The sequence below is a fragment of the Rhabdochlamydiaceae symbiont of Dictyostelium giganteum genome, from assembly GCF_964291045.1.
Taxonomy (GTDB): domain Bacteria; phylum Chlamydiota; class Chlamydiia; order Chlamydiales; family Rhabdochlamydiaceae; genus PALSA-1444.
The window spans coordinates 620,618-646,018 of the sequence record NZ_OZ197277.1 but is presented as its reverse complement, the minus strand read 5'-3'; the positions used below and the strand labels follow the sequence as shown (position 1 = coordinate 646,018).

The following is a 25,401-nucleotide window of genomic DNA, read 5'->3' as shown; positions in this document are numbered from 1 at the left end:
CTATCTATTAATTAACGCAAATATACAAATCCATCCACGATAGCTATTAAAAAAGAGAAAAAGGAAGCGTATAACTCACTTGCCAAAAAGAGAGATTTTGAGGACACGATTTTGCATACAGCCTCATTCCGTAATTGATGGCAAAAGAGCCCCAAATCGGGATGTGATACTTGGTATGTAAAGAGAGATCGATGTTTTGATATTTGATAGGGCCGTATCCATGAAAGTGGAGCGGGTTGATCTCTGTTTCAGATCCAAATCCTCTAGCGTAGTGAAGAGAGAGGCCAAATTCTTGATGACGCTTAGTGACCCCGTTAAAGGTGATAAAGCTCTTTAGCCAAGGGCTCCCTAAAGTGCCTATACCAAGGTTGATTCCTCCAAACAGTTTAACAACTCTTTCTAACCGATCGCTCCACTCTTTTCCAGCTACAGTAGAGAACTCTAGTTCTAAAGGAGCAGAATAGGGGCAGCTCACATCATTAAGCCGTTTTGAAGAAACATTACGCAATAATACAGCTGTCACTAAAGCAACTGGGTCCGAGATAAGATCATCTAAGCATTGATACTTACACTCAAAAAAAGCGCTTTGATATCCCATCGCATAAAGAGATGTTTTTGCAAACTCAAGATGAAGATCTGTTTGCAAATTAGGAGCTGGTGTAAAAAGAAGGTTAAAAGAGTTAAGGGTATTTTTTGAACCTATATTTTCCTCAGAAAGCGCGTTACTGAGTTTTGAATAGTGACTTGATACATAAGAGGGTGTGAATTGACATTCATACACGTTAGAGGGCCACGGCTCTTGTTCAAAAGCCGTGAGTGTTAGAGGAAAAATCAGGAGCCCTTTAAAGTAAGACATGTTCCTGTTCCGCAAGCCATCTTTCTGCATCTAAAGCTGCCATACAGCCGCTTCCAGCTGCCGTGATGGCTTGTCTATACACGTGATCTTGAACATCTCCTGCTGCAAAAATCCCTTCCCTACTTGTTCTTGAAGATCCTTTTATCACTTTAATGTAGCCATTAGATTCTAGCTCAATTTGCCCGCCTAAAAATTTTGTGTTAGGTTCATGCCCAATCGCAAAAAAGACGCCAGCTGCTGGATACGTGGTTAAAGCTCCTGTTAAACTGTTTTTAAGGGTAACAGATCTCACAACCCTATCCCCTTCAACACATTCAAGTTCACTATTCCAAAGAAGAGTGATTTTAGGGTGATTAAGAGCACGAGATGCCATGATCTTTGAAGCTCTTAGCTCATCTCTACGGTGAACAATATACACTTTTTTACCAAACCGGGTGAGGAAAAGCGCCTCTTCAACAGCTGTATCTCCTCCTCCAATCACAAAGAGATCTTGATCTCTAAAGATCGGCATAGCGCCATCACATACGGCACACGCTGTTACCCCTTTTTGCCAAAACTCTGTATCGTGAGTACCTTTCACATAAAGCCTTTTAGCCGTAGCTCCTGTTGCAATGATCACTGACTCTGATAACACTTCAAGAGAGGATGATTTAACAAGGAAAGGAGAACGGAGCGTTTCTACTGCTATGACATCTTCTGCAATGAATGTTGTTCCAAACCTTTCTGCTTGTTTACGGAAAAGATCGATCAGCTCTGGACCTGTAATGCCTTGAGGAAATCCAGGGAAATTTTCCACCTCTGTTGTCGTCATCAGCTGCCCGCCTGCTGGGCCTGAATAAAACCCTTCATAAACAAGCGGATTAAGGCCAGCTCTTGCTGCATAAATTGCTGCTGTATAAGAGGCAGGTCCTGAACCAATGATCGTGAGCTTTCTTTTTTCCATTTGATATCCTTATAAAGATGAGAGAGAGTTAGATGTGTTTTTTGGCTTGAGCTTAATAAGGCTTAAAATCTTGAGTCAAAAGAGATGTCTTAACTCACTTGATCCTGCCATCTGCTCACATAATTTCATATAGTTGTATCAATTTGGTGAAAATTTTTGCAACAAACTCCCGTCATCGATACAATTTTTACCATGAGAAGTATTAAGCTAGAAAAGATTCATAAGACAATCAGCGGTGGAACCATTATCAACGATATCAGTCTCACCATCCCTGCAGGAAAATTCTTTGCCCTTTTAGGCCCGAGCGGTTGTGGAAAAACAACCCTTTTACGTCTAATTGCAGGTCTTGAAAAGGTGAATTCTGGGAAAATCTTTCTAGGAGATACAGAAATTACCGATGATCCCATTCACGAAAGACCTGTGAATGTTGTCTTTCAAAATTACGCCCTCTTTCCTCATTTAAATGTTTTTGACAATGTCGCTTATAGCTTAAGAATTAATCAATTACCTAAGATTGTCATCGAGCAGAAGGTGTTTAAAATATTAGAGTCATTTCATCTAGAAAATCATATCTATAAATTCCCCTCTCAGCTCTCTGGTGGGCAACAGCAACGGGTGGCAATTGCAAGAGGAATTGTGAATGAACCAGACGTTTTACTTCTCGATGAGCCGCTAGCTGCGCTGGATTTTAAGTTAAGAGAAAGACTTCTCATCGAGCTCATTGATCTTCAAGATAAGCTTAAAACAACGTTTGTCTACGTGACTCACGATCAATTTGAAGCGCTTACAGTGGCTGATCAAATGGCGATCATGAATCACCGCGGAGAAATTGAGCAGATTGGAACTCCTAAAGAGATCTATGAGTTCCCTCACACCTCTTTTGTTGCAAAGTTTGTGGGAACAACTAACATTTTAGGAGGGACGCTCCATGGTCTTGGCTCAGATGAACCAGAGATTAACATCCCTGATTTAGGAAGATTTAAACTCTTCATCTCTCAACTTAAACCGTGGATGAAAGAAGGGTGCGATGTGCTCATTAGCATCCGGCCAGAGAAAATCTTTATCTCTAAAAAACAGGTAAATAACTTTTCTAATAGTGTTAAAGGGGTAGTCCAATCGATTGTGTATCATGGAAGATCCACTCAATATAATATTGACCTCAATAGCTCCATTAAGCTTCAAGTGTTTGAGCAAAATGAAGAACATTTCCCTCAAGAGATCATCGATTACGATGATGAGGTAAGTCTTTACTGGCAAAAAGAAAACGTTGTGATTTTAGAAAAATGAAACTTCCTAAACCCCTCTCCTCCGAATACCCTCTTTCTGTTGGAATGCCAGCGATTGTGTGGCAAGCGCTTTTCTTTTATATTCCGCTTTTTCTCATTGTGGTGACAAGTTTTTTCCAGTTCTCCTCTTCGGAGATGCCAAGCTTTACCTTCTCTAAAATCTACTATTTTTTAACGCCTACCTACTTTAAAGTGATTGGGCTCTCACTGGGATTCGCAATTGCGACCACTTGTCTTTGCTTTTGCATTGCCTATCCACTTGCTTATTTCATTGCGTTTAGAGGAAAAAAGCTCAAAAATTTCTTTCTTTTCCTTCTCTTAATCCCTTTTTGGACGAACTTTTTACTCCACGTGTATGCGTGGTTTTATGTGTTAGAAACGCATGGGTTTTTAAATAACCTCCTCACCTATTTAGGCCTTATCCAAGAGCCTCTTTTTCTTCTCAATACCCCTTTTGCCATCATGATTATGATGGTGTATTACTATCTCCCCTTTATGGTGCTTCCCATCTACTCGTCTTTAGAAAGGTTTGATAGAAGCCTCATTGAAGCGTCTTACGATCTTGGAGCCACCTGGAAACAAACCTTTGAGCGTATTATTCTGCCACTGACCATGCAAGGTGTCAGAGCTGGCTTTTTCCTTGTCTATATCCCCTCCTTTGGAGAGTTTGCTATCCCTTCTCTTATGGGAGGCGATAAGCTAATGGTTGTGGGAAGTGTGGTATCTGAATACATGCTCTCAGAGGGAACTGGCGATTTAGGAGCGGCATTTATGGTGATATGCTCTCTTGTGCTTCTTGTGACAGCTGCGCTTTTTTATCACCTTTTGGGAAAACTTGGAAAACAGGTGGTGCATCATGGCTAGATCTTCTTCTTTAGGAAAAACAGCGCATCTGATTTTAATCACCCTCACCTACCTCTTTTTATGGGTCCCTTTAATCATTTTGCTCGTCTTTTCTTTTAATAGTGAAGGATTCCCCTCCCCTTGGACCTCTTTTACTCTTAAATGGTATCAAGAGCTGCTTCATTCTGTTTACCTGTGGAAAGCGTTTGGAAATTCTTTGATTATTGCGCTCTCTTCAACGATGATATCGCTTTGTATGGGAGTGGGACTCATCTTCTTTGTCTCTCAAGGAGGAAAAGTTGAAAGGTATCTCCCTCTTTTTTATGGAAGCATGATCATCCCCGAAACTGTACTAGGAGTGAGTCTTCTTGGCTTTTTTAGCTTAGCTTCGATTTCTTTAGGCATGACAACACTCATTGTTGGACATACCGTCTTAGGACTGGGATTTGTGATTCCTCTTGTCTATGCAAGGTATTTAGAGCTAGATGAGAGGCTAACAGAGGCGTCTTTAGTGCTTGGTGCAAGCCCAATTCAAACTTTTTTTAAAGTGACACTTCCCTTGTTACGTCCCTCACTCATTACAAGCGCTCTTCTTGTGTTTATCATCTCATTTGATGATTTTATTTTAACTTATTTCTGTGCGGGAAGCTCTGTTCAAACGCTTTCACTCTATATCCTCTCCATGATCCGGTCAGGGATATCTCCTGTTGTGAACGCCCTATCAGCTCTTCTTCTTTTTATTAGTAGTTTGATGGCACTCATGTATTTTCAAATTAGCTCGAGGAGTAAACTCTTCTTATGATCAAAAAAACAGGTATGCGTAGTTTAGTTGTTCTTTTTTGGATATCGCTCTTTCTTTTTATCCTTTACATGCCCCAATTTTCCTTATTTAAAAAAAGAGACTCCATTAACGTATTTACCTGGGGAGATATCTTAGAGCCATCTGTGGTAGCTGAATTTGAAGCAGCGACTGGTATTCATGTGAATATGAATTTCTACTCTTCTAATGAAGAGCTCCTTGTGAAACTTAAAGCCACTGAAGGTAAGGGGTATGATATGATCATCCCTTCAGACTACTCGGTAGAAATCCTTGCTAAAGAAAATCTTCTTAAACCTCTTGATCATGAAAAATTAGAGTTTTTCCCTCAACTAAGCCCTAAGCTCTTAAATCTCTCTTTTGATCCGCAAAATGTGTATTCCATCCCTTTTGAATGGGAAATTTTTCTCTTAGGGATTGATCAAGACTACTTTAAAGAAAAGCCGTTTATCCCTAGCTGGAAAAGCTTATTTGACCCTGAAACGATTCACTACCGCATCACCATGTCCAATGACCCCATTCAAAGTCTTCAAATGGCAGCGTTTTATCTCTTTGGACCAGTAGACACCCTCTCAGAAGCTCAGCTTCAAGAATCTACAGCGCTTCTTGTCAAGCAAAAGCCTTATGTCAATGCTTATGCTGACTTTAGAGCGGACTACTTTTTAGCGACAAAAAATAGTCAATTAGCGATCTGTTCAAGCTCTTATCTCTTTAGAACAATGCGTAAGTTCCCCTTCATCAACTATGTGCTTCCTAAAGAAGGGTCTTTTATTACGATTGAAAATATCTGTATCCCAAAAGCTAGCCAAAAAGAGCATCTCACCTATCAGCTCATTAACTATCTCTATCAACCCTCTTCGATGAAAACTCACTACGAGACATACGGTATTTTCCCTGCAAGAGAAGATGTTTTACACTCTCTTCCTCCAAATGATCCGATGAAAAAACTGCTGTCTCTTTCAGATAAAGAGCTCGGTAAATTTCACTTTTTTTCCATGCTCTCTTCACAAGCAAACATACGCAATGCTTGGGTTCAGGTTAAGACGCATTAAATTGCTGATTGAGATTGTAAATGTAACTATTCAGACGCCTTTCCTACCCGTAAGAGAGCAGCAGAAGTAATTTTTTTATTTCCTTTTATTATTTTTCAAAAACCCTGCTATTCACGCCTAGTGAAAATCTTATTTTGCATATTTACAAGTGAGTCTGCTACTGCACAATGTCTATTCGTTGAAGAGAGCTCAATTTTATCAATGGAGAAGAAAAAGAAGAGTTATCCTTCGCTATGAAGAAGTATTTCTTTTTTTGCTTATCAAATTCTCAACAAAGGATTTATTTCAGAAACTGACTCTCTCAACTTCTAATAGTTAGATTATATCCCCTACATACAAAAAAATGTGTGTGTAGTGAGGGCATCTCAATAGTTGATTTTTTATTGATTTTCAGTGAGTGGCTATTGTATGATGCTTTGATCTCAAATTAGCTTAAGAACGTAAATCCACGGAATCACATCATGATAATTAGATCTCATTCTTTAATAGTAGATCAATCAAAATCTCCTCATTACAAAGAAAATTTATTGCCTGCTTTAGCAGAAAATAATGATGAAAATTTCTCTAAAAAAATCAAAATAGACTCTTCCAAAATAGAGCAGACAGCAAATTTTATTTTAGAAAAAAATCACAATAAAAATATTGACAAAGGGTCAAATTTTTTACATATACATTCTATCATAAAACCCTTAAGTGATAAATTCTCTATAGAAAAAGAATCTCTTCTTCAGGCAATTGATTGTGATTCTGAAGGCGGAAACGCTTACTATAAGCTTGCTAAGCTTCTAGAAAATGATGAAACAATAGAACTTTTAAATGGAGAAATCTATACAAGTAAAGAGCTTTATCTTAAGGCAATCCAGTTAAATCCTCAGCATGAAAATTCTTACTATAATCTAGCCAATCTTCTAGAAGATGATGAAACGATAAAACTTTTAAACGGGGCAATCTATACAAACAAAGAGCTTTATCTTAAGGCAATCCAATTAAATCCTCAAGATGCAGATTTCTACTACGGTCTTGCAAGCTCCCTAGAAAATAGTGAAACAGTAGAATTTTTAAATGGGAAATTTTATACAAGCAAAGAGCTTTATCTTAAAGCCATCCAATTAAATCCTCAAGATGCAGATTTCTATTACGGTCTTGCAAGCTCCCTAGAAAATAGTGAAACAGTAGAATTTTTAAACGGGAAAATCTATACAAATAAAGAGCTTTATCTTAAAGCCATCCAATTAAATCCTCAAGATGCAGATTTCTACTATAGTCTTGCAAGCTCCCTAGAAAATAGTGAAACAGTAGAATTTTTAAATGGGAAAATCTATACAAATAAAGAGCTTTATCTTAAAGCCATCCAGTTAAATCCCAAAAATGCAATACTTTACTACAATATTGCTTGCCTCCTAGAAAATAATGAAACGGTAGAACTTTTAAATGGGAAAATCTATACAAGTAAAGAGCTCTATCTTAAGGCTATCCAGCTAAATCCTAAAAATGCGATGTTTTACTGCAATTTTGCGAACCTTTTAAAAAATCATGAAACAATAAAGCTTTTAAATGGGGAAATTTATACAAATAAAAAGCTTTATCTTAAATCCACTCAGTTAGATCCTAAAAATGCAATAGTTTACTCTAATCTTGCGTACCTCCTAAAAAATAATGAGACGATAAAGCTCTTAAATGGGGAAATTTATACAAAAAAAGAGCTTTATTTAAAGGCCGCCCAGTTAGATCCTAAAAATGCAATACTTTGCTTTAATCTTGCATGCCTCCTAGAAAATGATGAGACGGTAAAGTTTTTAAATGGGAAGATCTATACAAAAAAAGAGCTTTATCTTAAGGCTATCCAGTTAGATCCTAAAAATGCACAATCTTATGCGAAGCTTGCATACATCCTACAAGATGATGAAACAATCAAGCTCTTAAGTGGGAAGATTTATACAAAAAAAGGGCTTTATCTAAAGGCAATTGAATTAGATCCTAAAAATGCACAATCTTATGCGAAGCTTGCATACATCCTACAAGATGATGAAACAATCAAGCTCTTAAGTGGGAAGATTTATACAAAAAAAGGGCTTTATCTAAAGGCAATTGAATTAGATCCTAAAAATGCAATGCTTTACTATAATCTTACATACCTCTTAAAAAATAAAGAAAAAGTAAAACTTTTAAGTGGGGAGATTTATACAAAAAAAGAGCTTTATCTTAAAGTCGTTGATTTACAATCAATTGAAAGCCTAGATCCCCAAGCTCAGCGCTATTTACAACAAATTTATGCCCAAGAAATTGAAAAAAATCCAAATAACATAGAAGGATATTTTGGCTTAATCTCAATCATTCAAAATAACACTGTTTCCTTAAAAAATAAAAAAAAGGCAGATATTGAATTTTTATTCAAAGAGGCTCTTCATTTAGATCCTACCTTTGCGTTTAGCCCACGATTTGCCCCTCATTTTTTCTCTGTCGCTTCTCATTTCTTTCATAAAACAACAGCTCTTCTTCAAGAATTAAGCACTAGTTTTGCAATCGAAGATGAGTTTTTAAGAGCAAAGCTTCTTAAGGAAGGAGCTTCTTTAACTTTAAAAAATGGCGAGGTAATCTCTACAAAAACACTCTATCAACATGCGCTCCCTTTTCTTTCTTCGGCATATTTAAAACGTAAGGGAAATGAAGGAGTCGGAGACTATCTCTCTTTGAGAAAGTATACGGTATTACAAGATGGGATAAAACTTACAAAATTGCAAGCTTACACGTATGTTTATCAAAACAATCCGGCTCAGTATATTTTAACAAAAATAGGTGATGCGCTTCACCCTGAAGAGCGCATTTTATTAAGAGGGAAGTTTTATGATAAAAGAACATGTTATGAAGAGGCCAAATCCGATGATAGTGATGCTATAGCTCTCTTAAAATGGACAGAATCTCTCTATCCTCATGAACAGTTAAGAAAGAAAGAGTTGTTTCATCACGTCTTAAAGAAAGTTCATCAATGCTACAAAGCTCGGTTAGAGCCTTACACAGTATTAGCTAGAATTCTTTCTCAGTTTGAACTTACAGGCTCAGACTCTAAAGATCTCTGTATTTTTGAAAAGTCCCTTAAAGAGTGGAGTCTCACCAAAAATAAAAAAAGTATTCGGTTTGTAAGTCGTCGTTATGGAAATTCAGATGATCTTGATATCAGTGATGAGCTTTACTTTACAAAAAAACGGGAATTTTTACTTGAATTACTCAAGTATAGGCCTTCTTGCGAAGAGGCTTATGTGGCTCTTGCAACAAGTTTTCAGAACCCTTTAAATATTCATGAAAAAAGTTATACCTCAAAAGAGGCTCTTTATCTTAAAGCCATCGATATTAATCCTGAGTATAGCTTGCCCCGCTTCCTGTTAGGAAAAGAGCTCTTTAATCAGAATATAGAAAACATTCAACTTTTAAATGGAATGATTTTATCTTGTAAACAGCTCTTCATGAGAGCTATACAGCTAGGAACATATGAAGCAGAAGCGTATCACTTAGCAGCTCTTATGATGGATGATAGGGAAGGTATTCTGCTTTTTGATGAGAAGACCATTCTTTCAAGAGGAGATCTTTTCGTCCGTGCATTTGAACTTGATTTCACACGGATAATGGATTTGATAAATTTTATCTCTTATGCAAAAAGAAGAAAAAGCTTCCATTTAAATGTTGATTATTAGCGCCAGAAGGCAAGGCGCTTTAATTAAAATATTTTGATAACATCTTCTGAAAGAGGCTCTTTTTTAAGAATTTGATAAGCAAAAAAGAGAAATTCTTCTTCATAGCTAAAGACTGTTTCTCTCTCTTCTTCATAGATAAAGCTAAGCCCTCTTAAATGTTGAAAATTGTTTAACAACAGGTTCACTTGTGGATAAGCAAAATAAGATTTAGAGCAGTCATGAACAACCTAATTTTTGAAAAATTTTAAACAAGAATAAAAAAATATTAGTAATAGATGGGTGTCTGAACAGTGATAAAATCAATAAAAATAATTATTACCCCCCCCTTCAGATAAATACAGCGTTTAGGGGATATACCATAAAAAGCGCGTGAGCTGTATTGAGCTCCAGCCACAACTAGCTCTATCGATATCAAATCAATGATTTCTCTATGACTTTGAGGCTATAGGGCATATAAGCTGAAGACTTTTTATAGCCTAGATCAAATCCCCATACAATTGGGTTTTTTCATCAATCTTAGATCCATTATGAAGGATCATCGTCGTCTGGATTTTCTAAAGGATTGATGAATCTATTTTTAGAATAGAGTTCTTTTAATCCGGGAGTAGAAGATCCTTTTGTAGAATCTCTTTTAGGAGAAGAACTGCTTCTCGCATTTTGTCTATCTTTAGCATTGCGCACAGCTTCTTTAAGCTCTTCAGGATCAATCAAAACACTTTGATTATAGAGTTTTTCTAAGTAACCCATCACTTGATCTCTTAAAGGAATACGAGAGGAGTCTTGACTATATCTAGAGTAGATGTCTTCTAGATAAGAGGCAAATGTTTGCCCTAAAGACATTCTAAAATTAAATGAAAACATCGGGTTATGCATCTGACTCATTTTATAGGCAATCACCATATTTGTCAGGGATGCCCATAACTGAGCTGTCATTTGAAAGATAGAAGGGGTCACATAAAAATCTGTCTCTTCTTTTCTGAGGAGTAAACTTGGGTACAAAGATGTTAAAATTGACTCTGCTTTTAAAAGATGCACAACTTCTATATTAAGGGATGTTTTCAAAGGGCGCTCATTAAAAAGAAATCTCAAATGAGATTCATTTAAGATAAGCCCTAAGCTAAATAAGAGAGCCGTGCTAAATACCCCTTGTAATTTTGCTAAATACACAAAAGAGGCGGTCAGTAAGATCAGTTTAAAGAACTGCGCTCCTATTAATCGTAATGAATAGCTATAAGTAGCTTGAGGAATATACTTCACATTTTTCAGAAAAAACTTCCTTTTTTTCATCAAAGCATCAACCTTGAAAATCTTATCTTGGTGAGATATGGACTCAGAAAAGATTTTTTGAAGTTTTTTATGATTCACAAGAGAGCATGTAGAAGCTATCCTATCCTCTAGGGAATAATGTTTAGGAAAGTCCATTCCTTGTACGTTTTCATTCAGAAATAGGAAGTCTCCAAGTGTGAGCTGATGCTGCTTTAAATAAGCTAACATTGCCTGAGGATCTGGCATTTTTAAATCTTCTAAAGAACTTTTTAATGGAGATGTTCGGTGAGGTTGTTTAACACATTCATAGAATGAATAGGCTGCTACATAGAGAAACATCAAAAGAAAAGAGAGCTCTTTTAAAGATTTTGTTTGTTTGCAAAGCGTCATTTGCTGAACAATTTCAGGCTTTTGTAAAAACAGTTGAAACGTCGCCAGACAGATAGGATTGATCAGCTGGCACACGATCATTGTGATGACTTTTCCTGAAGAGCTCATCACAATATGTGCAGCTCTTGGAGGAAGACGGTGGCATCCAATCCAAACAACCATTGCAGGAATCGCTGTTTTTAAAATAGGCCAAGCAATTGCTTTGATATTAGATGAATTCAGTTCAGAGTAGTAACTTCTCCAATGTTGATAAGAGTTTTCTAGCTGCGGCTTATGAGAAATTGGAAAAAATGTCATCGTCATATTCCTGAATGATTAAAAGAGAATAACAAAGTATAGATAAACTGATCTATTTTAGCTATGAAGCCGTTAAGCTTTTTTTCTCTTTTAATGAGACGGTGAAAAAATCGATAGAAAATAAGCGGAGATGACACTCCTCCCCTCCTTTTAAGACTGAAAAATCTCTTCAAAACTTCTCCCATTTAACGGGCTAAAAAAACCACGCTCATTTTACGGCTGTTTCTTTTTTTGCGATCGGTATAATAAAAGAGACATTTACTTTAAGGATAAAAAAACCGTGTGTATTTCCTCTTGTCATGAACTGTATTACCAATACTTTACCGAGAAAAGGAAAGAGTATGATGGACTATTTTTTGTCGGAGTTACGACGACAAAGATTGTGTGTAGACCTGTATGCCCTTCTCGAAAACCGCTAAAAAAACATTGCCTCTTTTATCCTACTGTTCAAGAAGCGCTTCAAGACGGTTTTTCTCCCTGCAAACGGTGTCATCCTCTTGCTTATCCTGATGCTTCTTCATCTTTGATCCAAAACATCATCACTGCCATTCACAAAGAGCCTCATAAAAGGTGGAGTGATCACGATCTCAAAGAGTTCTCTTTTCACCCTTCTACAGCAAGAAGGCAATTTAAAAAACGGTTTGGAATGACCGTCATACAATATGCGAGGGCAAACACTATGGGACATGCAATGAAATCGCTTCATCATCAAGAATCTGTCATTGACACTCAGCTAAGTGCTGGGTATGAATCGGGAAGCGGATTTAGAGACGCTTTTTGGAAAATCATCGGTAGCTCGCCAGATAAAAGCCGGCATAAGATCATCCTGAATGCCGTATGGCTAGACACCCCTTTAGGTCCTATGATTGCTCTAGCAGATTCTCATAAACTCTATTTTTTAGACTTTATGAACCGAAAAGAGCTAAAAAAAGAAGTCCTTCAACTACAAAGCCGCCTAGAAGCTGCTATCACTCCAGGGGAAAATCCTATTCTAGATCAGATTCAAGAAGAGCTCTTTCTCTATTTTGAGGGAAAACTTTCTCGCTTCTTAACCCCAATCCACTTAGAAGGGACTTACTTTCAAAAAACGGTATGGGAAGCTCTAAGACAAATTCCTTATGGAAAGACGGTTTCTTACCAAGAGCTTGCTCTATCTATTCAAAACCCTAAAGGAACAAGAGCTGTTGCAAAAGCTAACAGCAAAAATCACCTCGCCATCATTGTTCCCTGTCACCGGGTCATTTATAAAGATCGGTCACTAGGGGGGTATGCAGGAGGCATTTCTTTAAAAAAATGGCTCCTTCATCATGAGAATAGCACCTTTAATGATCCGCAAAAGAAACATTTGCATACTTTCTAATGATTTTATCCCATACATTCCGAGCTTTCGTTTTTTCGGTCATGATGTACATCTTTTGACGTGCCTGGAATGTATGATCTAAGTAATGACCCCATTTTTGGCTTTGGATCCACACCCATGAAAGAGGAAGCGGAACTTTTGCAGATAAGAACTTACTCCCTCTTTCAATCCCTTGAAAAGCTGCCTTCAAATAGGGCTTATTGGAAAGAAAAACAACAGAAGAAATTTTCTCTATCCCATAAAGGGCTCCTAATGCAAGAGCTCCATATAAAGGAATTTTTCCTGATGTTAATAACACTCTCACCCCTTTTACGAAATGCGGATTCCAATCATAGAGATGAGGAATCAAAGAAGAGAAGAGTAGAGAGGCAATTTTTTGCACCCCTAGGAAATAAAGCGCTGTGAGCGTGATTTTTGTGATACTCGATTTAAAAATAGAGGCGCCTAGCTGAGGGATTTGAATCTTTGCAAATTTTTGCCATCTAGAATAGCTTGAGCCTTGATAAAAAGATGTCTTTCTAGCTGCTTCAATTAAAGGAAGGGGATGTTTTTCCATGGTATGATCAAAAATCCGCTTAAGAAGAATCTCAACAGAGGAAAGGGAAGTATAGCTTGCCTGAATGGCATATAAACTCACTGTCCATTGGTGTGCCATATCTTCTAATTCTAAGTGGCTATTTGGATGAAACATCTTCACAAAAAATTCTTCAAAATCTTTTTTATACTGTTTCTTTTCCTCTGTGTACGGATGAAGTTTCATGATAAGGGAGGCAAAATCTCTACAGGCAGGAGGTAAATGAGAGAGTCCATGAAAAATTGTCATAGGGCACCTTTTTAAAGGACTTATTATGCCTGAATCTCACTGATTTAAGAAAGAAGATCGTGATTTAAGAAGAAATTGTTTAAATTAAAAAGGTTGTCTAGAGGAAATTGGGGGCGGTGTGACTCGAACACACGAAGCCCGAAGGCGAGGGATTTACAGTCCCTTGTAATTGCCACTATACGACACCCCCAAAAAAATGCTGGCAAAAGGACTTGAACCCTCAACCATCCGCTTACAAGGCGGGTGCTCTACCATTGAGCTATGCCAGCAAAAAGGAAATAAGAAGTAGACGATATCAAAATAGAAAAAATTAAGCAAGGGGTATTTTTTCTATTCTTTTGAAAACCCTTCTTGTGAAGGGGTTAAAGAGCTTCTAACCTCTCGTTGAAATAACGTTGTTAAAGAAGAATGTCCTAAAGTCACCTGAGCATTTTTGATCGGGTTTATAGGAGATTTTTTATCGCAACATTTTTTAAATTTTTTTCCAGATCCGCAAAAGCAGCGAGCATTTCTCTCAATATTTTTCATGAAAACCCCTCAACAAATCCCATTCTGTGGTATTATACTCCACATACCCCATTTTTTTCATGAATCAATTACCTATTGCAACTCCCCCTTGGACAACGCTGGGAAGAAGACTTGAAAGCATGTGCCGCAAGGCGATGTATGAGTTTGATCTTTTAGAAGGAGAAACCAAAATACTTATTGCTTTAAGTGGAGGGAAAGATAGCTTAACTCTTCTCTATCTTCTAAAAGCCCTATCAGGAAAAGGATTTCCCCCTTTTGAGATCTTTGCTGCTCATGTTGCAGGAGACTACTCATGCGGAGCTTCTTTAGGAACAAATTTTATTAAACCGATTTGTGAAGCGTTAAATGTTCCTCTCACTATCTGTGAATCAGCTCAAAAACTTGCAACCCTTGAATGTTATGGCTGCTCAAGAGAAAGAAGAAGCTTACTTTTTGATACAGCAAAAAAACTGGGGTGTAAAGTCATTGCGTTTGGGCACCACCGAGAAGACAATATCGAGACGCTTCTCATGAATCTTTTGCATAAAGGAGAATTTGCAGGTAATCTTCCTAAAGTTCCCATGCACAACTACGGTGTCACAATTATCCGCCCCTTAATCTTTATTTCTGAGCAAGAGATCGTAGAATTTGCAAAAAAATACCACTTTGCCAGAATCTCTTGCCAATGCCCTGTTGGCCAAACCTCTGTCCGCAAAACAGTGAAAGAGATCATTAAAGAATTAGAAGAGCATTTCCCGCATGTTAGATCTAACCTAGCTCATGCAGCAAAAGTATACGGATCAGATAAAGCCGCGCGGGCCTAGATTTTTTTTCTTTGTTTCTGCTATGGTCCATTTTTTTGGAGTGGCCCCATGTACACCTTTGAGTTTTTAGCGATTATTCTCTATATCTCTATTCTCTTACTCATCAGCTACGCCTCGTATCAAAAACACCTCTCTTCTAACGATTTTATTATTGGAAGTAGATCTTTAAACTCTTTACTCACCGCTCTTTCTGCTCATGCAAGTGATATGAGTAGCTGGCTGTTTCTTGCCTACCCCGCGCTTGTTTTTTCTCAAGGGATGCTCTCACTATGGACAGCAATTGGCCTTATCTTCTGTATGTTTTTAAACTGGCAGCTAATTGCTCCTCGCATCCGGGTTAAGACTGAGCAGTTTGAGAGCTTAACGCTCTCTTCTTTTTTTGAACACCGGCTCCAAGACTCTTCTGGAGTCTTACGTCTTTTTTCTGCGCTCATTTTAATTGTCTTCTATACCATCTATATCTCTGCTTTTTTAATTGGACTAGGAGATCTTCTTGTCTCTTTATTTCCTCTGCATTATTCCGTAGCGATTTTACTAGGTATTAGCATCGTGATTCCGTATGTATTTTCTGGAGGCTTTGTTACACTAGCTTGGATTGATCTTTTTCAAGGGGTATTTTTGCTTCTTGTCATTTTGTTTATTCCTAGTTACTTAATGACAAAGATCAGTTTTCAAGAAATCATGCCCTCTCTTACTCTCTATCACAGATCCCCTTCTCTTTTTCCAGATTTTTCCCCCTCTACCCTCATCTCAATTCTCTCCCTTTCACTTGGCTGGGGTCTTGGTTACTTTGGACAGCCGCATATCATTACCAAGTTTATGGGGATTAAAGAGGTGAAAAAGATCTCTCAAGCTAAATGGATTGGGATGGGATGGATGACACTTTCTTTAGGAGGAGCCACTCTCATAGGTCTTTTAGGCATTTCTTTTTTTCAAGGGTCTCTTGCAAATCCTGAAACACTTTTTATCCAAATTGTGAAGGGCTCTTTTCCCTCTTTTTTTGTAGGGCTCATTTTATGTGCTGTCCTAGGAGCTACCATGAATGCAATGAGCTCTCAAATTTTAGTGCTCTCTTCAACACTCTCTGAAGATTTTTATAAACGGTTCATCAACCCCTTAGCCTCCTCTCAAAAACTCTTAAGGGTTTCAAGAATGGGAGTCATCTTATCCTGCAGCATAGCTTATTTCATTGCCTATCACAAGTTTAGCTCCATCTATATCCTTGTGAATTATGCCTGGTCAGGAATCGGGGCCTCCTTTGGCCCCCTTCTCCTTCTTTCTCTTTATGCCAAACAATTGCATAAATATGGAGCGTGGGCAGGCATTCTTGGAGGAGGGCTATTTTCCGGAATTTGGCCTTTTCTTAATCCTCATATCACCTCTTATACCATTGCCCCGCTTCTGCCGGCTTTTTTCTTCAGCTTGATCTTGATTATCTTTGTCTCTTTTTTATGTAAAAAATCCTCTCCTCCTCAAAACTTATCTCATAAAGACCTCCTAGATTCTTAAGGAAAAAAAGATACGTTCTTGGCTTAAAGTTTCCCCTAAACTATTCATCCCCCTATCTTCTTTAAAAGAGTAAAAATGCCTTTTCTACGTAAAGCTTTGGATAAAAAAGCCTCTCTTGAGGTATACAATATTTATTCTTCTAAGGAGGTTATATGTCCCGTTTTTCTCTATTTACCGCATCTTTTCTTCTTCTTTTGACCCCAGCTATCGCGTCAACAGATTGTTCCACCCCCCCTTGTGAATTGAATGCGAAAAGCTATTCAAAAGTGTTTACAGATGTAGCTAAAACAGCTACACCAGCTACGGTCTTTTTACGCGTTGAAGTAAACGCCTCAGAAGATGAAGGCGCAAGATATGCTAACCCTTATTGGGAGCATGGAGAGGACTTTTTAGACCGCTTTTTCGGGATTCCTCCAGGATCTAGACAACCGCAACCTCAGGTAGGACAAGGGTCTGGCTTTTTAGTCTCAGATGACGGCTACATCATGACGAATAATCACGTCGTTAAAGGCGCTGATAAAATTGAAGTGACACTTAATGATGGTCAAATTAGAGAAGCTAAAATGATTGGAACAGATCCAAGAACTGATCTTGCCATCATTAAAATTGAGAAGATTGATAACCAAAACTACCCGTTTCTGACTCTAGGTGATTCAGAGACTTTAGAAGTAGGAGAGTGGGTGATTGCAATTGGAAACCCTTTTCAGCTCCATGCCACAGTGACAGTAGGTGTTGTGAGTGCAACAGGAAGACAGGGGTTAAGAATCACAGATCAAGAAGATTTTATCCAAACCGATGCCGCAATAAACCCTGGAAATTCAGGCGGACCTCTCATTAATTTAGAGGGGAAAGTGATTGGGATTAATACCGCAATCGCATCTCGTAGCGGCGGATACATGGGTATTGGATTTGCAATCCCTAGTAACATGGCAAGCCATGTGATGAATCAATTGATGCAAAAAGGAAGTGTTACAAGAGGCTTTTTAGGGGTCACTCCTCAATCTGTGGATAAAGAAATTGCAGCTGGATTTAACCTTCCAAAAGCTGAAGGAGTTCTCATTGCCTCTGTAGAAAAAAATTCTCCTGCAGAAAAAGGGGGCATTTTACAAGGGGATATTATCTTAGAGCTAAATCAAAAGCCCATTAAGTCTTTAGAAACATTTCGGAATCAAATCTCTATGATGGATCCTGGAAGTGAGGTAAGGCTAAAAATATTTCGTAAAGGAAAGACCCTGTCTCTCACCATCACCCTGGGCTCTTTATCAGAAGATAGCGCAGCGCCAGCTGTTGTATCAAAAAAACTTGGCCTTGAAGTAGAAAATTTAAGCACAGATATTGCCCGGCAACTCGGCTACTCCGTAGGAGAAGAGGGCGTTGTCATCACCAAGGTAAGACCTGGATCACCTGCTGCTCTTGCTGGCTTAAGACCTGGATATGTGATTCAAGCGATCAATCATAAAAAAATCAGTAATACATCTGATTATGAACAACTGATGGCTGAAAATAGTGCAAATAAACGGATTGTGCTCCTTGCTAAACATGGAAAACTCTCCCGCTTTTACGCCATTCGGGTGGAATAGAAACTAAAAATTTTGACGGTTTATTACTCCTCTAATTGCTCTTATGCTACAATTTAAGACAATTAGAGGTTTTTTTTATGCTCATAATGACTGTCACGATGATGTATGCCCTTTGGTCTAGCATGTTTTCTCTTGCAAAAGTGGCTCTTCAATATAGCCCTCCGATCTTTTTAACCGCTGTAAGGATGGGGATTGGGAGCGTGATTCTTCTCACCTATCTTGTATTAACCAAGAAATCTCTTTTAAAACTCTCTAAAGTGCAGCTCCTCTCTATTACGCTTCTGGGGTTTTTTAGCATTTATCTCACCAATGTCTTAGAGTTTTGGGCTCTTCAATATCTAACCGCTGCAAAAGCTTGCTTCATTTATAGCCTCTCTCCTTTTTTTACAGCCTTTTTCTCTTACCTTCATTTTGGAGAAAAAATGAATTTAAGAAAATGGATCGGACTTACTCTTGGGGTTATGGGGATGATTCCCATTCTCCTGTTACAAACCGGTTCAGAGGGGCTATTATCTGCTTTTCATTTCCTCTCCTGGCCTTCTTTAGCCATGATTGGAGCCTCTTTAGCCTCTGTCTACGGATGGGTGCTGCTTAGACTCATGGTAAGAGATCACAACATGTCCCCCCTTGTCGCAAATGGCGGCAGCATGTTAGTTGGGAGCATGATTGCGCTCATCCACTCTTTTTATGTTGAATCTTGGAATCCCACTCCCTTAATGGCAGGATCTATGCTTCCGTTTTTGGGATGGACAACGCTCATGGCTTTGATTTCTAATATCATCTGCTACAATATCTACGGAATGCTCCTCAAAAGACTGACCGCAACATTTCTTTCTTTCATGGGTCTTTTAAGTCCAGTTTTTGCTTCTTTACATGGATGGATTTTCTTAGGAGAAGTCCCCTCTTGGCTCATCTTTATCTCAACTGTTACAGTCTCTTTAGGTCTCTTTATTGTGTATTATACAGAACTGCATCAAGGGTATTTAACCAAGCAAAAAGTCACAGCTTAAAATGCACTTGATACTGAGAAGCAAAAAAAGCTTGGAAAGATTTTCCAAGCTTTTTGTTTTGCATCCACACAAAGATCCTCATACCCTGTTTTGATGCTGCTCAAGAGCTCTTTTCATCTGAAATCCCATTTGATCAGGTGTTTTAGCCACAAAGGCGCCAGCTGACTCTAACGCATAGATCTTATCTCTTGCTAGCCCTTTTCCTTGGGATATAATCGCTCCTGCATGCCCCATCCGTCTTCCTGAAGGGGCTGATATCCCTGCGATAAAGGCAGCAACAGGCTTGCTACAATAGGTTTTAATCCACTCTGCCGCCTCTTCTTCAGCGCCTCCTCCAATTTCTCCAATGAGTAAAATGCCCTCTGTTTGAGGGTCTTCTTCAAACAGTTTCAAAATATCGATAAACGATGTCCCAGAAAGAGCGTCCCCTCCAATCCCTACACAAGTCGATTGTCCTAAGTTTAAAAGAGATGTTTGTCTTGCTGCCTCATAGGTTAAAGTGCCCGATCTTGAGACAATCCCTATTTTCCCCTTTTGGTGAATATAGCCTGGCATAATCCCCACTTTACACTCTCCTGGGGTGATGATGCCAGGGCAATTTGGACCAAGGAGTCTACTGTGATAAGAGCTTCTCATCACATCACTCACCTCTAGCATATCTTTTACCGGAATACCTTCTGTGATACACACAATTAAAGGGATTTTAGCCTCTTCTGCCTCTAATATCGCGTTTGCAGCAAACTGCGGAGGAACAAAGATCAGACTTACATCAGGATTAAGGATTTCTTTAGCCTCGTAAACCGTATCAAAGACGGGTAAGTCAAAGATGGTGCTCCCCCCTTTAAAAGGGGTCACACCCCCTACGATAGAAGAGCCGTATTTTAAACACTGCTCTGTATGAAACCTTCCTGATTTACCCGATATTCCTTGTGTGATGATTTTACTCTTTTTATGAACAAGTATTCCCATACCCAGCCTCCCTAAGAGAGAGTTTTGCGCACTCAAGTAATGAGTCTGCAAGATGAATGGGAAGTTTAGATGCTTCTAGAAGCGCTCTCCCTTTTTCGCTCTCTGTCCCCTCCATTCTCACAACAAGAGGCACTAAATGCTTTTTTTCTTTTAAAGAAGAGATGACACCCTCTGCAAACGTTTCACAGTTCATAATACCTCCAAAAATATTGATTAAAACAACTCTTACCTGGCTATCAGATAAAATAATATCAAGCCCTGCCCGGATCTTATCTATTGTTGCGCTCCCTCCCACATCAAGAAAATTAGCAGCAGACCCTCCAACATGGGCAATCATATCCATTGTGGCCATAGCAAGTCCTGCCCCGTTAACCATGCACCCAATACTACCTTTAAGCTCAACGTAAGAAAGGTCATGCTCTCTTGCTAATGTCTCTTTGATAGCATCTTGAGTAGGATCAAAATAGGTAGCAAGAAGAGGCTGTCTAAATAAGGCGGTATCATCGAGAGTGATTTTTGCATCTAACGCATTTAGCATTCCTTGTGCATCTAGCACAAGGGGATTAATTTCTATGATAAGAGCATCATTTTGCATAAAAAGCGTGATCATTTTTTCAATTAGATCTTTTCCTTGTGTTAACACCTCTTTTTCCCACCCTAGCATTTTAGAGAGTCTAAGTAAGTGATACGGCCTTAATTTCCCTTGGTAAAGCTTTAGTCTTAAAATCTTTTGCGGATCATTTTTAGCCACCTCTTCAATATCTACTCCTCCCTGAGAAGAAGCGATCAGAATAAGCTCTTTTTCTGCTCTATCGATCAGAAGACTGATATAAAACTCTTTCATGACCGTGATAGGAGGCGTGATAATAACCTTTTGAACAGGGATCTCCCTTCCTCCTGTTTGGGCATTACAGAAACTCATGCCAAGAAGCTCACTTACAACAGCTTTTACCTCTTCTTGGTTCTTACCCAGTTTTACACCGCCAGCCTTACCCCTCCCTCCAGCATGTACTTGCACCTTAACAAAGGCAGCGTCACTCATGAGCTCATCTAAACTTTGATCTACCTCAGATACATGATTAATCACTTTAAAAGGAGGCACAAGGATGCCAGCTTTTTGTAACATTTCTTTGGCTTGATATTCATGAAGATGCATACCCCCCCCCCTCTCATTCAAACTTTTTTTCCTTATGAGGAATTTTAAAATTCAAATCAAGTGTTTACATCTATTGTTATTTACAAACAATCCCTCCCTTGGTTAATCTGATCGTATTTTGTAAAGATGACCTCTCTTTCATAGAGGCTCCTTCTTTTTAAAATCTTAAATAAAAAAACTGTTTTTTTAATGGGTAAGTACTATGTTTGAATTTTTTAAGAAACTGACATCAAAGGTCAGTAAAACAACTTTTTATTTAGGATCAAGACTTAAAGCCCTTTTTAAAGACCCTCTTTCAGAAGAGCAGTATGAAAAACTTGAGCAGATTCTCTATGAAGCTGACATGGGATCTCAGATGACAGAGGCGTATATCCAAGAGGTTAAGCGGTTTGTGAAAAAGCATCCAGGTGCTCAGGGAGAAGAGATACTGCATCACCTCCGTCTTTATACAGAGTCTCTTCTTCAACTTAAATCTTCCCCAAGCTCTTATCAAGGATCTCCTCATGTGATTTTAGTGGTAGGAGTTAATGGAAGTGGAAAAACCACCTCCATTGCAAAACTGGCGAACTCTTTAAAAAAAGAGGGAAAAACCGTACTCCTAGCAGCTGCAGACACCTTTAGAGCAGGAGCTGTTCATCAGTTAACATTATGGTCAGAAAAAATTGGAGTGGATATCGTTAAGGCCAAATTAGGCAGTGACCCTTCCGGTGTGGTGTTTGACGCGCTTAAATCCGCTACCTCTAAAAAAATAGACACCGTCATCATCGATACGGCAGGAAGGCTCCAAAATAAAGCTGATCTCATGCATGAGCTAGAAAAAATACAAAAAACATGCTTAAAAGTAGTAGAGGATGCGCCTCATGAAGTGCTCCTTGTTTTAGACGCTACAACTGGGCAAAATGGGGTTGAGCAAGCAAGAGTCTTTCATCAATTTACCCCGTTAACAGGTATTATTCTCTCTAAACTAGATGGAAGTGCAAAAGGGGGCATTGCGCTCCCTATTTATCAAGAACTTGGCATTCCCATTCAGTGGATAGGCCTTGGAGAAAAAGAGGGAGATTTTACCCCGTTTGATCCTCACCACTACGCTAAGATGTTATTTGATATAAATGAATAAAAGTCTTAAGCGCTTCTTTTTACCTTCGCTCTTAAACTGACTCTTAAGTAAAATAAGGGTATCAATACACCTTAAATACCTTGTAAGATTAGAAACCGCTTGAAAAAACGCCCCTCTTTAACACAGCCCCTTCTTCAGCAAGCTTTACTTCTCTTACAAGAGATGATGCCTCATACCCAGGCTCTTCTTGCTAAAGAAGAGGAAGTGAACTATTTTAAAAACGCTCCTCTTTTAAAAACAGTCATCAAGCCTCTTCCTCCTCCCCTTTTACCCCCTCTTCCCTCCCAAGTTAAAAGCCAGGATGTTGCAAAAGAGCCTTCAAAAGAAGCTAAACTCTTCCCCCCTCTAGAAGAAAAGGACAAGGAAAAGGACAAGAAAGAAGAGAAAAAGGGAGAGAGCCCAAAAGACGCTCTTTCTTCAAAGCCCTCTCTTACTCATGATCATGATCTAAAAAAACTGTTAGAGAAAGTGTTTCCAGATCTCATCTTGAATCCAGAGGCTTTAAGTGATCATTTGGCCAAAAAAATGGAGAATCTATGGGATGCTGTTTATCTTCAAAGCAGTGTTGTAATTCTCTTTTTTGAAGAGCATCAAGAAGAGCTCTCTTTTTTAAAAAATCTTTGTAGAGCGATTTCTCACCTCATCACCCCAGCATCTCTTTTAAGTGTAAAAGAGCTTGAAAAAGAGGGGGGATTTGATCTTTTACTCAGTAATCACGCTTTAGAGTTTGTCATTTGCCCTCCCTTGCAGTTATGGAAAACAACGATGCTTGCTCAATACTACCGGCAAAATAGCGCAACTCTTGAACATTTTTTAAATAAAAAACCTCTTTTTCTCTTAGAGCCTATCCAAGCCTACCTTCACCATCCTCAGCAAAAACAATTATTATGGAAGAGTTTAAATACGTATCTATCGTCCTCGATCTTGCGGTCCCCAAACCCTTAGACTATCAAATTCCAGAAGAGCTGTATGGTGAGGTGCATGCAGGATCAAGAGTGATTGTTCCTTTAAGAAATAAACTCTCTACTGGAACTGTTTTAGAGTTAAAAAAGGACTCTTCTTTTCTTAAACTCAGCTTTATCCACGCGTTAAGTCAACATCAAACAAGAGTGCCTCTTGATCTTTTACAATTAGGGATATGGATTTCTAGGTACTACAGCGCCCCTTTTTCTAAAGTAATCAAGCTTCTTCTTCCTCCTTCTATCCGTAAGGAGATGCAAGAAAAGAGTCAGTTATTTGTAAAACCGCTTCTTTCTCCTCAAGAACTCCTATCTTATTGTGTGAAGTTACAAGGGGCAAAAAGGCGTATCATAGAAATTTTACTTAAAAATGCCCAAGGGCTATTTCTCTCTGAATTGTTAGAAAAATCAGGATCTTCAAGATCTACGCTTACCTCACTTGAGAAAGAAAAAATTGTTTCTTTAAATCCCCTTGTCATTGACCGCTCTTTAATGAGCACGTGGGATTTTTTCCCGACAAAGCCTAAAAGCCTAAATGATGAGCAGCAAGCTGCTCTAACCTCGATTCAAGCATCTCTTTTATCTAGGAAGTTTCATACGCATTTACTCTTTGGAGTGACAGGGAGCGGGAAGACAGAGGTGTATCTTCAAGCCATTGAATACGCCTTAAGCCTGGGTCTTTCTGTTTTATTTCTTGTTCCTGAAATTGCCCTCACCTCTCAAACTCTTGAAAGATTAAGAGGGAGGTTTCAAGAAAAGGTCGCCATTTTACATCACAGATTAAGTGATGGAGAGCGGCGTGACAGCTGGCAAAATATCTATTTAGGTAAAGCTCCTTTAGTAATAGGGCCAAGGTCTGCTCTTTTTAGCCCTGTTCCCAATTTAGGTCTCATTATTGTCGATGAAGAGCATGACGGGGCGTATAAACAAAGTGATGAAATGCCGTGTTATCAAGGAAGAGATGTGGCTGTCATGCGGGGTAAGATGAGAGGAGCTACGGTGATTTTAGGAAGCGCCACTCCAAGTCTTGAGAGCTACAGTAATGCAGCCTTAGGAAAGTACCATTTAAACTGCTTAACACAAAGAGCTGATACCGCCTCTTTACCGCTTATTCATGTTGTGGATATGAAACAAGAATATCAAAAAGCTTCTGGCTTTACGCTCTTTTCTCAAAAGCTCTTAAGCAGTATCAAAGAGAGGCTAGATCTTGGAGAACAGACGGTGTTATTTCTCAATAGAAGAGGGTTTCACACCCTTTTAACATGCCTCTCTTGTGGAAATAGTGTTCAGTGCCCCTCTTGTTCAATGAGCTTAACGCTGCATAAAGAGTCCTCTTCTCTTGCTTGTCATCTCTGTAACTACACAGTGCAGCAAATGCGCTCTTGTCCTACATGTAAGGCGCAAGACTCTTTTCAATTTAAAGGAAGCGGAACAGAAAAAATTGAAAGCACTCTCAAACTCCTTTTTCCTCAAGCAAGAACATTACGGCTGGATGCTGATACAACACGGCATAAGGGAAGTCATGATAAACTATTTAAGCAGTTCCGTGCAGGAAAAGCAGACATTTTAATTGGAACGCAAATGGTTGCTAAAGGGCTCCATTTTCCCTCTGTCACATTAGTGGGGATTTTAAATGCTGATGCCTCTTTACATATCCCTGACTTTAGGGCCTCTGAGACCGTCTTTCAACTTGTCACCCAAGTATCTGGAAGATCAGGAAGAGGGCAGCTTAAAGGTGAGGTGATTTTACAAACAAACCTTCCTTCTCATCCCCTCTTTGAGCATGCTGTTAAACAAGATTATGAGGCGTTTTATCAAGAGGAGATCAAGATCCGAAAAACCTTTAAATACCCTCCTTTTTGCCACCTCATTAAGCTTGTTTTTACAGGAGAAGATGAAAAGCTCACAGAGAAGTATGCAAAGCATGTGAGAGATCAGCTCTCTCAAAAGCTTCCCTCCTCTTTTGAATTTTTACCTATCACCCCCTGCGGCTATGCAAAAATTAAAAACCAGTTTCGGTTTCAATGCTTAATTAAAGCAGAAAAAATACCGCTTCTTTCTGATCTTTTAAGCCGTATTGCAACCTCTTCTTCTATCCGTCTTTTAATCGATATCGATCCTTTATCCACCTATTTTTAACAAAGAGAT

Annotated in this window: 21 protein-coding genes and 2 tRNA genes; 13 read left to right on the top strand and 10 right to left on the bottom strand. The window is 38.8% G+C overall.

From position 1 onward, the window contains the following. Positions 1-46 precede the first annotated feature (46 nt). Both ACI7T6_RS02215 and trxB read right to left on the bottom strand, forming a co-directional pair. Entirely contained in the window at positions 47-856 is an 810-nt protein-coding gene (locus ACI7T6_RS02215) for a hypothetical protein (protein WP_404665964.1), read from the bottom strand. Beyond that, positions 843-1,799, bottom strand: a complete 957-nt coding sequence (gene trxB / locus ACI7T6_RS02210) for a thioredoxin-disulfide reductase (protein WP_404665963.1) — start codon at positions 1,797-1,799, stop codon at positions 843-845. Before trxB ends, ACI7T6_RS02215 begins: the two co-directional genes overlap by 14 nt. Before the next feature lie 156 nt (positions 1,800-1,955). Between trxB and ACI7T6_RS02205 the strand changes: the two genes are divergently transcribed. From ACI7T6_RS02205 to ACI7T6_RS02185, 5 genes are all read left to right on the top strand, one after another. Next, the gene (locus ACI7T6_RS02205; RefSeq protein ID WP_404665962.1) at positions 1,956-3,086 is read left to right on the top strand and encodes an ABC transporter ATP-binding protein; all 1,131 of its coding nucleotides are present in this window, start codon (positions 1,956-1,958) and stop codon (positions 3,084-3,086) included. Continuing rightward, positions 3,083-3,949, top strand: a complete 867-nt coding sequence (locus ACI7T6_RS02200) for an ABC transporter permease (protein ID WP_404665961.1) — start codon at positions 3,083-3,085, stop codon at positions 3,947-3,949. Before ACI7T6_RS02205 ends, ACI7T6_RS02200 begins: the two co-directional genes overlap by 4 nt. Then, on the top strand, positions 3,942-4,730 hold the full coding sequence (locus ACI7T6_RS02195; RefSeq protein WP_404665960.1) for an ABC transporter permease: 789 nt from the start codon (positions 3,942-3,944) through the stop codon (positions 4,728-4,730). The genes ACI7T6_RS02200 and ACI7T6_RS02195 overlap by 8 nt, the downstream gene beginning before the upstream one ends. Then, complete coding sequence (locus ACI7T6_RS02190; protein WP_404665959.1) at positions 4,727-5,797, top strand: PotD/PotF family extracellular solute-binding protein; 1,071 nt, start codon at positions 4,727-4,729, stop codon at positions 5,795-5,797. The genes ACI7T6_RS02195 and ACI7T6_RS02190 overlap by 4 nt, the downstream gene beginning before the upstream one ends. Before the next feature lie 461 nt (positions 5,798-6,258). Further along, the gene (locus ACI7T6_RS02185; RefSeq protein WP_404665958.1) at positions 6,259-9,486 is read left to right on the top strand and encodes a tetratricopeptide repeat protein; all 3,228 of its coding nucleotides are present in this window, start codon (positions 6,259-6,261) and stop codon (positions 9,484-9,486) included. Between the two features lie 23 nt (positions 9,487-9,509). Here ACI7T6_RS02185 and ACI7T6_RS02180 read toward each other — a convergent pair whose 3' ends face one another. Both ACI7T6_RS02180 and ACI7T6_RS02175 read right to left on the bottom strand, forming a co-directional pair. Continuing rightward, entirely contained in the window at positions 9,510-9,662 is a 153-nt protein-coding gene (locus tag ACI7T6_RS02180) for a hypothetical protein (protein WP_404665957.1), read from the bottom strand. A gap of 349 nt (positions 9,663-10,011) precedes the next feature. After that, on the bottom strand, positions 10,012-11,439 hold the full coding sequence (locus tag ACI7T6_RS02175; protein WP_404665956.1) for a hypothetical protein: 1,428 nt from the start codon (positions 11,437-11,439) through the stop codon (positions 10,012-10,014). A gap of 280 nt (positions 11,440-11,719) precedes the next feature. Between ACI7T6_RS02175 and ACI7T6_RS02170 the strand changes: the two genes are divergently transcribed. Beyond that, entirely contained in the window at positions 11,720-12,799 is a 1,080-nt protein-coding gene (locus ACI7T6_RS02170; RefSeq protein WP_404665955.1) for a bifunctional transcriptional activator/DNA repair enzyme AdaA, read from the top strand. Here ACI7T6_RS02170 and ACI7T6_RS02165 read toward each other — a convergent pair. The 4 genes from ACI7T6_RS02165 to ACI7T6_RS02150 form a co-directional block, all read right to left on the bottom strand. Continuing rightward, on the bottom strand, positions 12,762-13,622 hold the full coding sequence (locus ACI7T6_RS02165) for a hypothetical protein (RefSeq protein WP_404665954.1): 861 nt from the start codon (positions 13,620-13,622) through the stop codon (positions 12,762-12,764). The two genes, ACI7T6_RS02170 and ACI7T6_RS02165, sit on opposite strands and share 38 nt — an antisense overlap. 108 nt (positions 13,623-13,730) lie before the next feature. Next, positions 13,731-13,812: transfer RNA gene (locus ACI7T6_RS02160), tRNA-Tyr, on the bottom strand. Positions 13,813-13,819: 7 nt separating this feature from the next. Next, positions 13,820-13,891: transfer RNA gene (locus tag ACI7T6_RS02155), tRNA-Thr, on the bottom strand. 61 nt (positions 13,892-13,952) lie between these two features. Next, a complete protein-coding gene (locus ACI7T6_RS02150; protein WP_404665953.1) occupies positions 13,953-14,150 on the bottom strand; it encodes an SEC-C metal-binding domain-containing protein in 198 nt (65 codons plus the stop codon). Between the two features lie 59 nt (positions 14,151-14,209). Between ACI7T6_RS02150 and ACI7T6_RS02145 the strand changes: the two genes are divergently transcribed. The 4 genes from ACI7T6_RS02145 (at position 14,210) to ACI7T6_RS02130 (ending at position 19,052) form a co-directional block, all read left to right on the top strand. Next, positions 14,210-14,953 carry a tRNA 2-thiocytidine biosynthesis TtcA family protein gene (locus ACI7T6_RS02145; RefSeq protein ID WP_404665952.1) on the top strand — a complete coding sequence of 248 codons (744 nt, stop codon included), beginning with the start codon at positions 14,210-14,212 and terminating at the stop codon, positions 14,951-14,953. A 48-nt stretch (positions 14,954-15,001) separates the two neighbouring features. Then, positions 15,002-16,462, top strand: coding sequence for a sodium/proline symporter (locus ACI7T6_RS02140; protein ID WP_404665951.1), 1,461 nt, complete (start codon positions 15,002-15,004; stop codon positions 16,460-16,462). Between the two features lie 152 nt (positions 16,463-16,614). Continuing rightward, the gene (locus tag ACI7T6_RS02135) at positions 16,615-18,042 is read left to right on the top strand and encodes a DegQ family serine endoprotease (protein WP_404665950.1); all 1,428 of its coding nucleotides are present in this window, start codon (positions 16,615-16,617) and stop codon (positions 18,040-18,042) included. Positions 18,043-18,119: 77 nt separating this feature from the next. Continuing rightward, a complete protein-coding gene (locus ACI7T6_RS02130) occupies positions 18,120-19,052 on the top strand; it encodes a DMT family transporter (RefSeq protein WP_404665949.1) in 933 nt (310 codons plus the stop codon). Positions 19,053-19,130: 78 nt separating this feature from the next. Here the strand turns inward: ACI7T6_RS02130 and sucD are convergent, their stop codons facing one another. After that, entirely contained in the window at positions 19,131-20,021 is an 891-nt protein-coding gene (gene sucD / locus ACI7T6_RS02125) for a succinate--CoA ligase subunit alpha (RefSeq protein WP_404665948.1), read from the bottom strand. Then, on the bottom strand, positions 20,002-21,177 hold the full coding sequence (sucC, locus tag ACI7T6_RS02120; protein ID WP_404665947.1) for an ADP-forming succinate--CoA ligase subunit beta: 1,176 nt from the start codon (positions 21,175-21,177) through the stop codon (positions 20,002-20,004). Before sucC ends, sucD begins: the two co-directional genes overlap by 20 nt. A gap of 202 nt (positions 21,178-21,379) precedes the next feature. Here sucC and ftsY point away from each other — a divergent pair, with 202 nt between their 5' ends. The 3 genes from ftsY (at position 21,380) to priA (ending at position 25,392) form a co-directional block, all read left to right on the top strand. Further along, positions 21,380-22,294 (top strand): signal recognition particle-docking protein FtsY, encoded by a 915-nt coding sequence (ftsY, locus tag ACI7T6_RS02115; RefSeq protein WP_404665946.1) that lies wholly within the window; start codon positions 21,380-21,382, stop codon positions 22,292-22,294. A gap of 99 nt (positions 22,295-22,393) precedes the next feature. Further along, positions 22,394-23,239: a hypothetical protein gene (locus tag ACI7T6_RS02110; RefSeq protein ID WP_404665945.1), complete on the top strand. Its 846-nt coding sequence runs from the start codon at positions 22,394-22,396 to the stop codon at positions 23,237-23,239. Continuing rightward, positions 23,182-25,392, top strand: a complete 2,211-nt coding sequence (gene priA / locus ACI7T6_RS02105) for a primosomal protein N' (protein ID WP_404665944.1) — start codon at positions 23,182-23,184, stop codon at positions 25,390-25,392. Before ACI7T6_RS02110 ends, priA begins: the two co-directional genes overlap by 58 nt. Positions 25,393-25,401 lie beyond the last annotated feature (9 nt).

Coding starts and splice junctions, on each gene's coding strand:
- ACI7T6_RS02190 (WP_404665959.1), top strand. CDS start 4,727: ATGATCAAAAAAACAGGTATGCGTAGTTTAGTTGTTCTTTTTTGGATA.
- ACI7T6_RS02140 (WP_404665951.1), top strand. CDS start 15,002: ATGTACACCTTTGAGTTTTTAGCGATTATTCTCTATATCTCTATTCTC.
- sucC (WP_404665947.1), bottom strand. CDS start 21,177: ATGCATCTTCATGAATATCAAGCCAAAGAAATGTTACAAAAAGCTGGC.
- ACI7T6_RS02185 (WP_404665958.1), top strand. CDS start 6,259: ATGATAATTAGATCTCATTCTTTAATAGTAGATCAATCAAAATCTCCT.
- sucD (WP_404665948.1), bottom strand. CDS start 20,021: ATGGGAATACTTGTTCATAAAAAGAGTAAAATCATCACACAAGGAATA.
- trxB (WP_404665963.1), bottom strand. CDS start 1,799: ATGGAAAAAAGAAAGCTCACGATCATTGGTTCAGGACCTGCCTCTTAT.
- ACI7T6_RS02200 (WP_404665961.1), top strand. CDS start 3,083: ATGAAACTTCCTAAACCCCTCTCCTCCGAATACCCTCTTTCTGTTGGA.
- ACI7T6_RS02215 (WP_404665964.1), bottom strand. CDS start 856: ATGTCTTACTTTAAAGGGCTCCTGATTTTTCCTCTAACACTCACGGCT.
- ACI7T6_RS02135 (WP_404665950.1), top strand. CDS start 16,615: ATGTCCCGTTTTTCTCTATTTACCGCATCTTTTCTTCTTCTTTTGACC.
- ACI7T6_RS02150 (WP_404665953.1), bottom strand. CDS start 14,150: ATGAAAAATATTGAGAGAAATGCTCGCTGCTTTTGCGGATCTGGAAAA.
- ftsY (WP_404665946.1), top strand. CDS start 21,380: ATGTTTGAATTTTTTAAGAAACTGACATCAAAGGTCAGTAAAACAACT.
- ACI7T6_RS02175 (WP_404665956.1), bottom strand. CDS start 11,439: ATGACATTTTTTCCAATTTCTCATAAGCCGCAGCTAGAAAACTCTTAT.
- ACI7T6_RS02130 (WP_404665949.1), top strand. CDS start 18,120: ATGCTCATAATGACTGTCACGATGATGTATGCCCTTTGGTCTAGCATG.
- ACI7T6_RS02165 (WP_404665954.1), bottom strand. CDS start 13,622: ATGACAATTTTTCATGGACTCTCTCATTTACCTCCTGCCTGTAGAGAT.
- priA (WP_404665944.1), top strand. CDS start 23,182: ATGGAAGAGTTTAAATACGTATCTATCGTCCTCGATCTTGCGGTCCCC.
- ACI7T6_RS02195 (WP_404665960.1), top strand. CDS start 3,942: ATGGCTAGATCTTCTTCTTTAGGAAAAACAGCGCATCTGATTTTAATC.
- ACI7T6_RS02145 (WP_404665952.1), top strand. CDS start 14,210: ATGAATCAATTACCTATTGCAACTCCCCCTTGGACAACGCTGGGAAGA.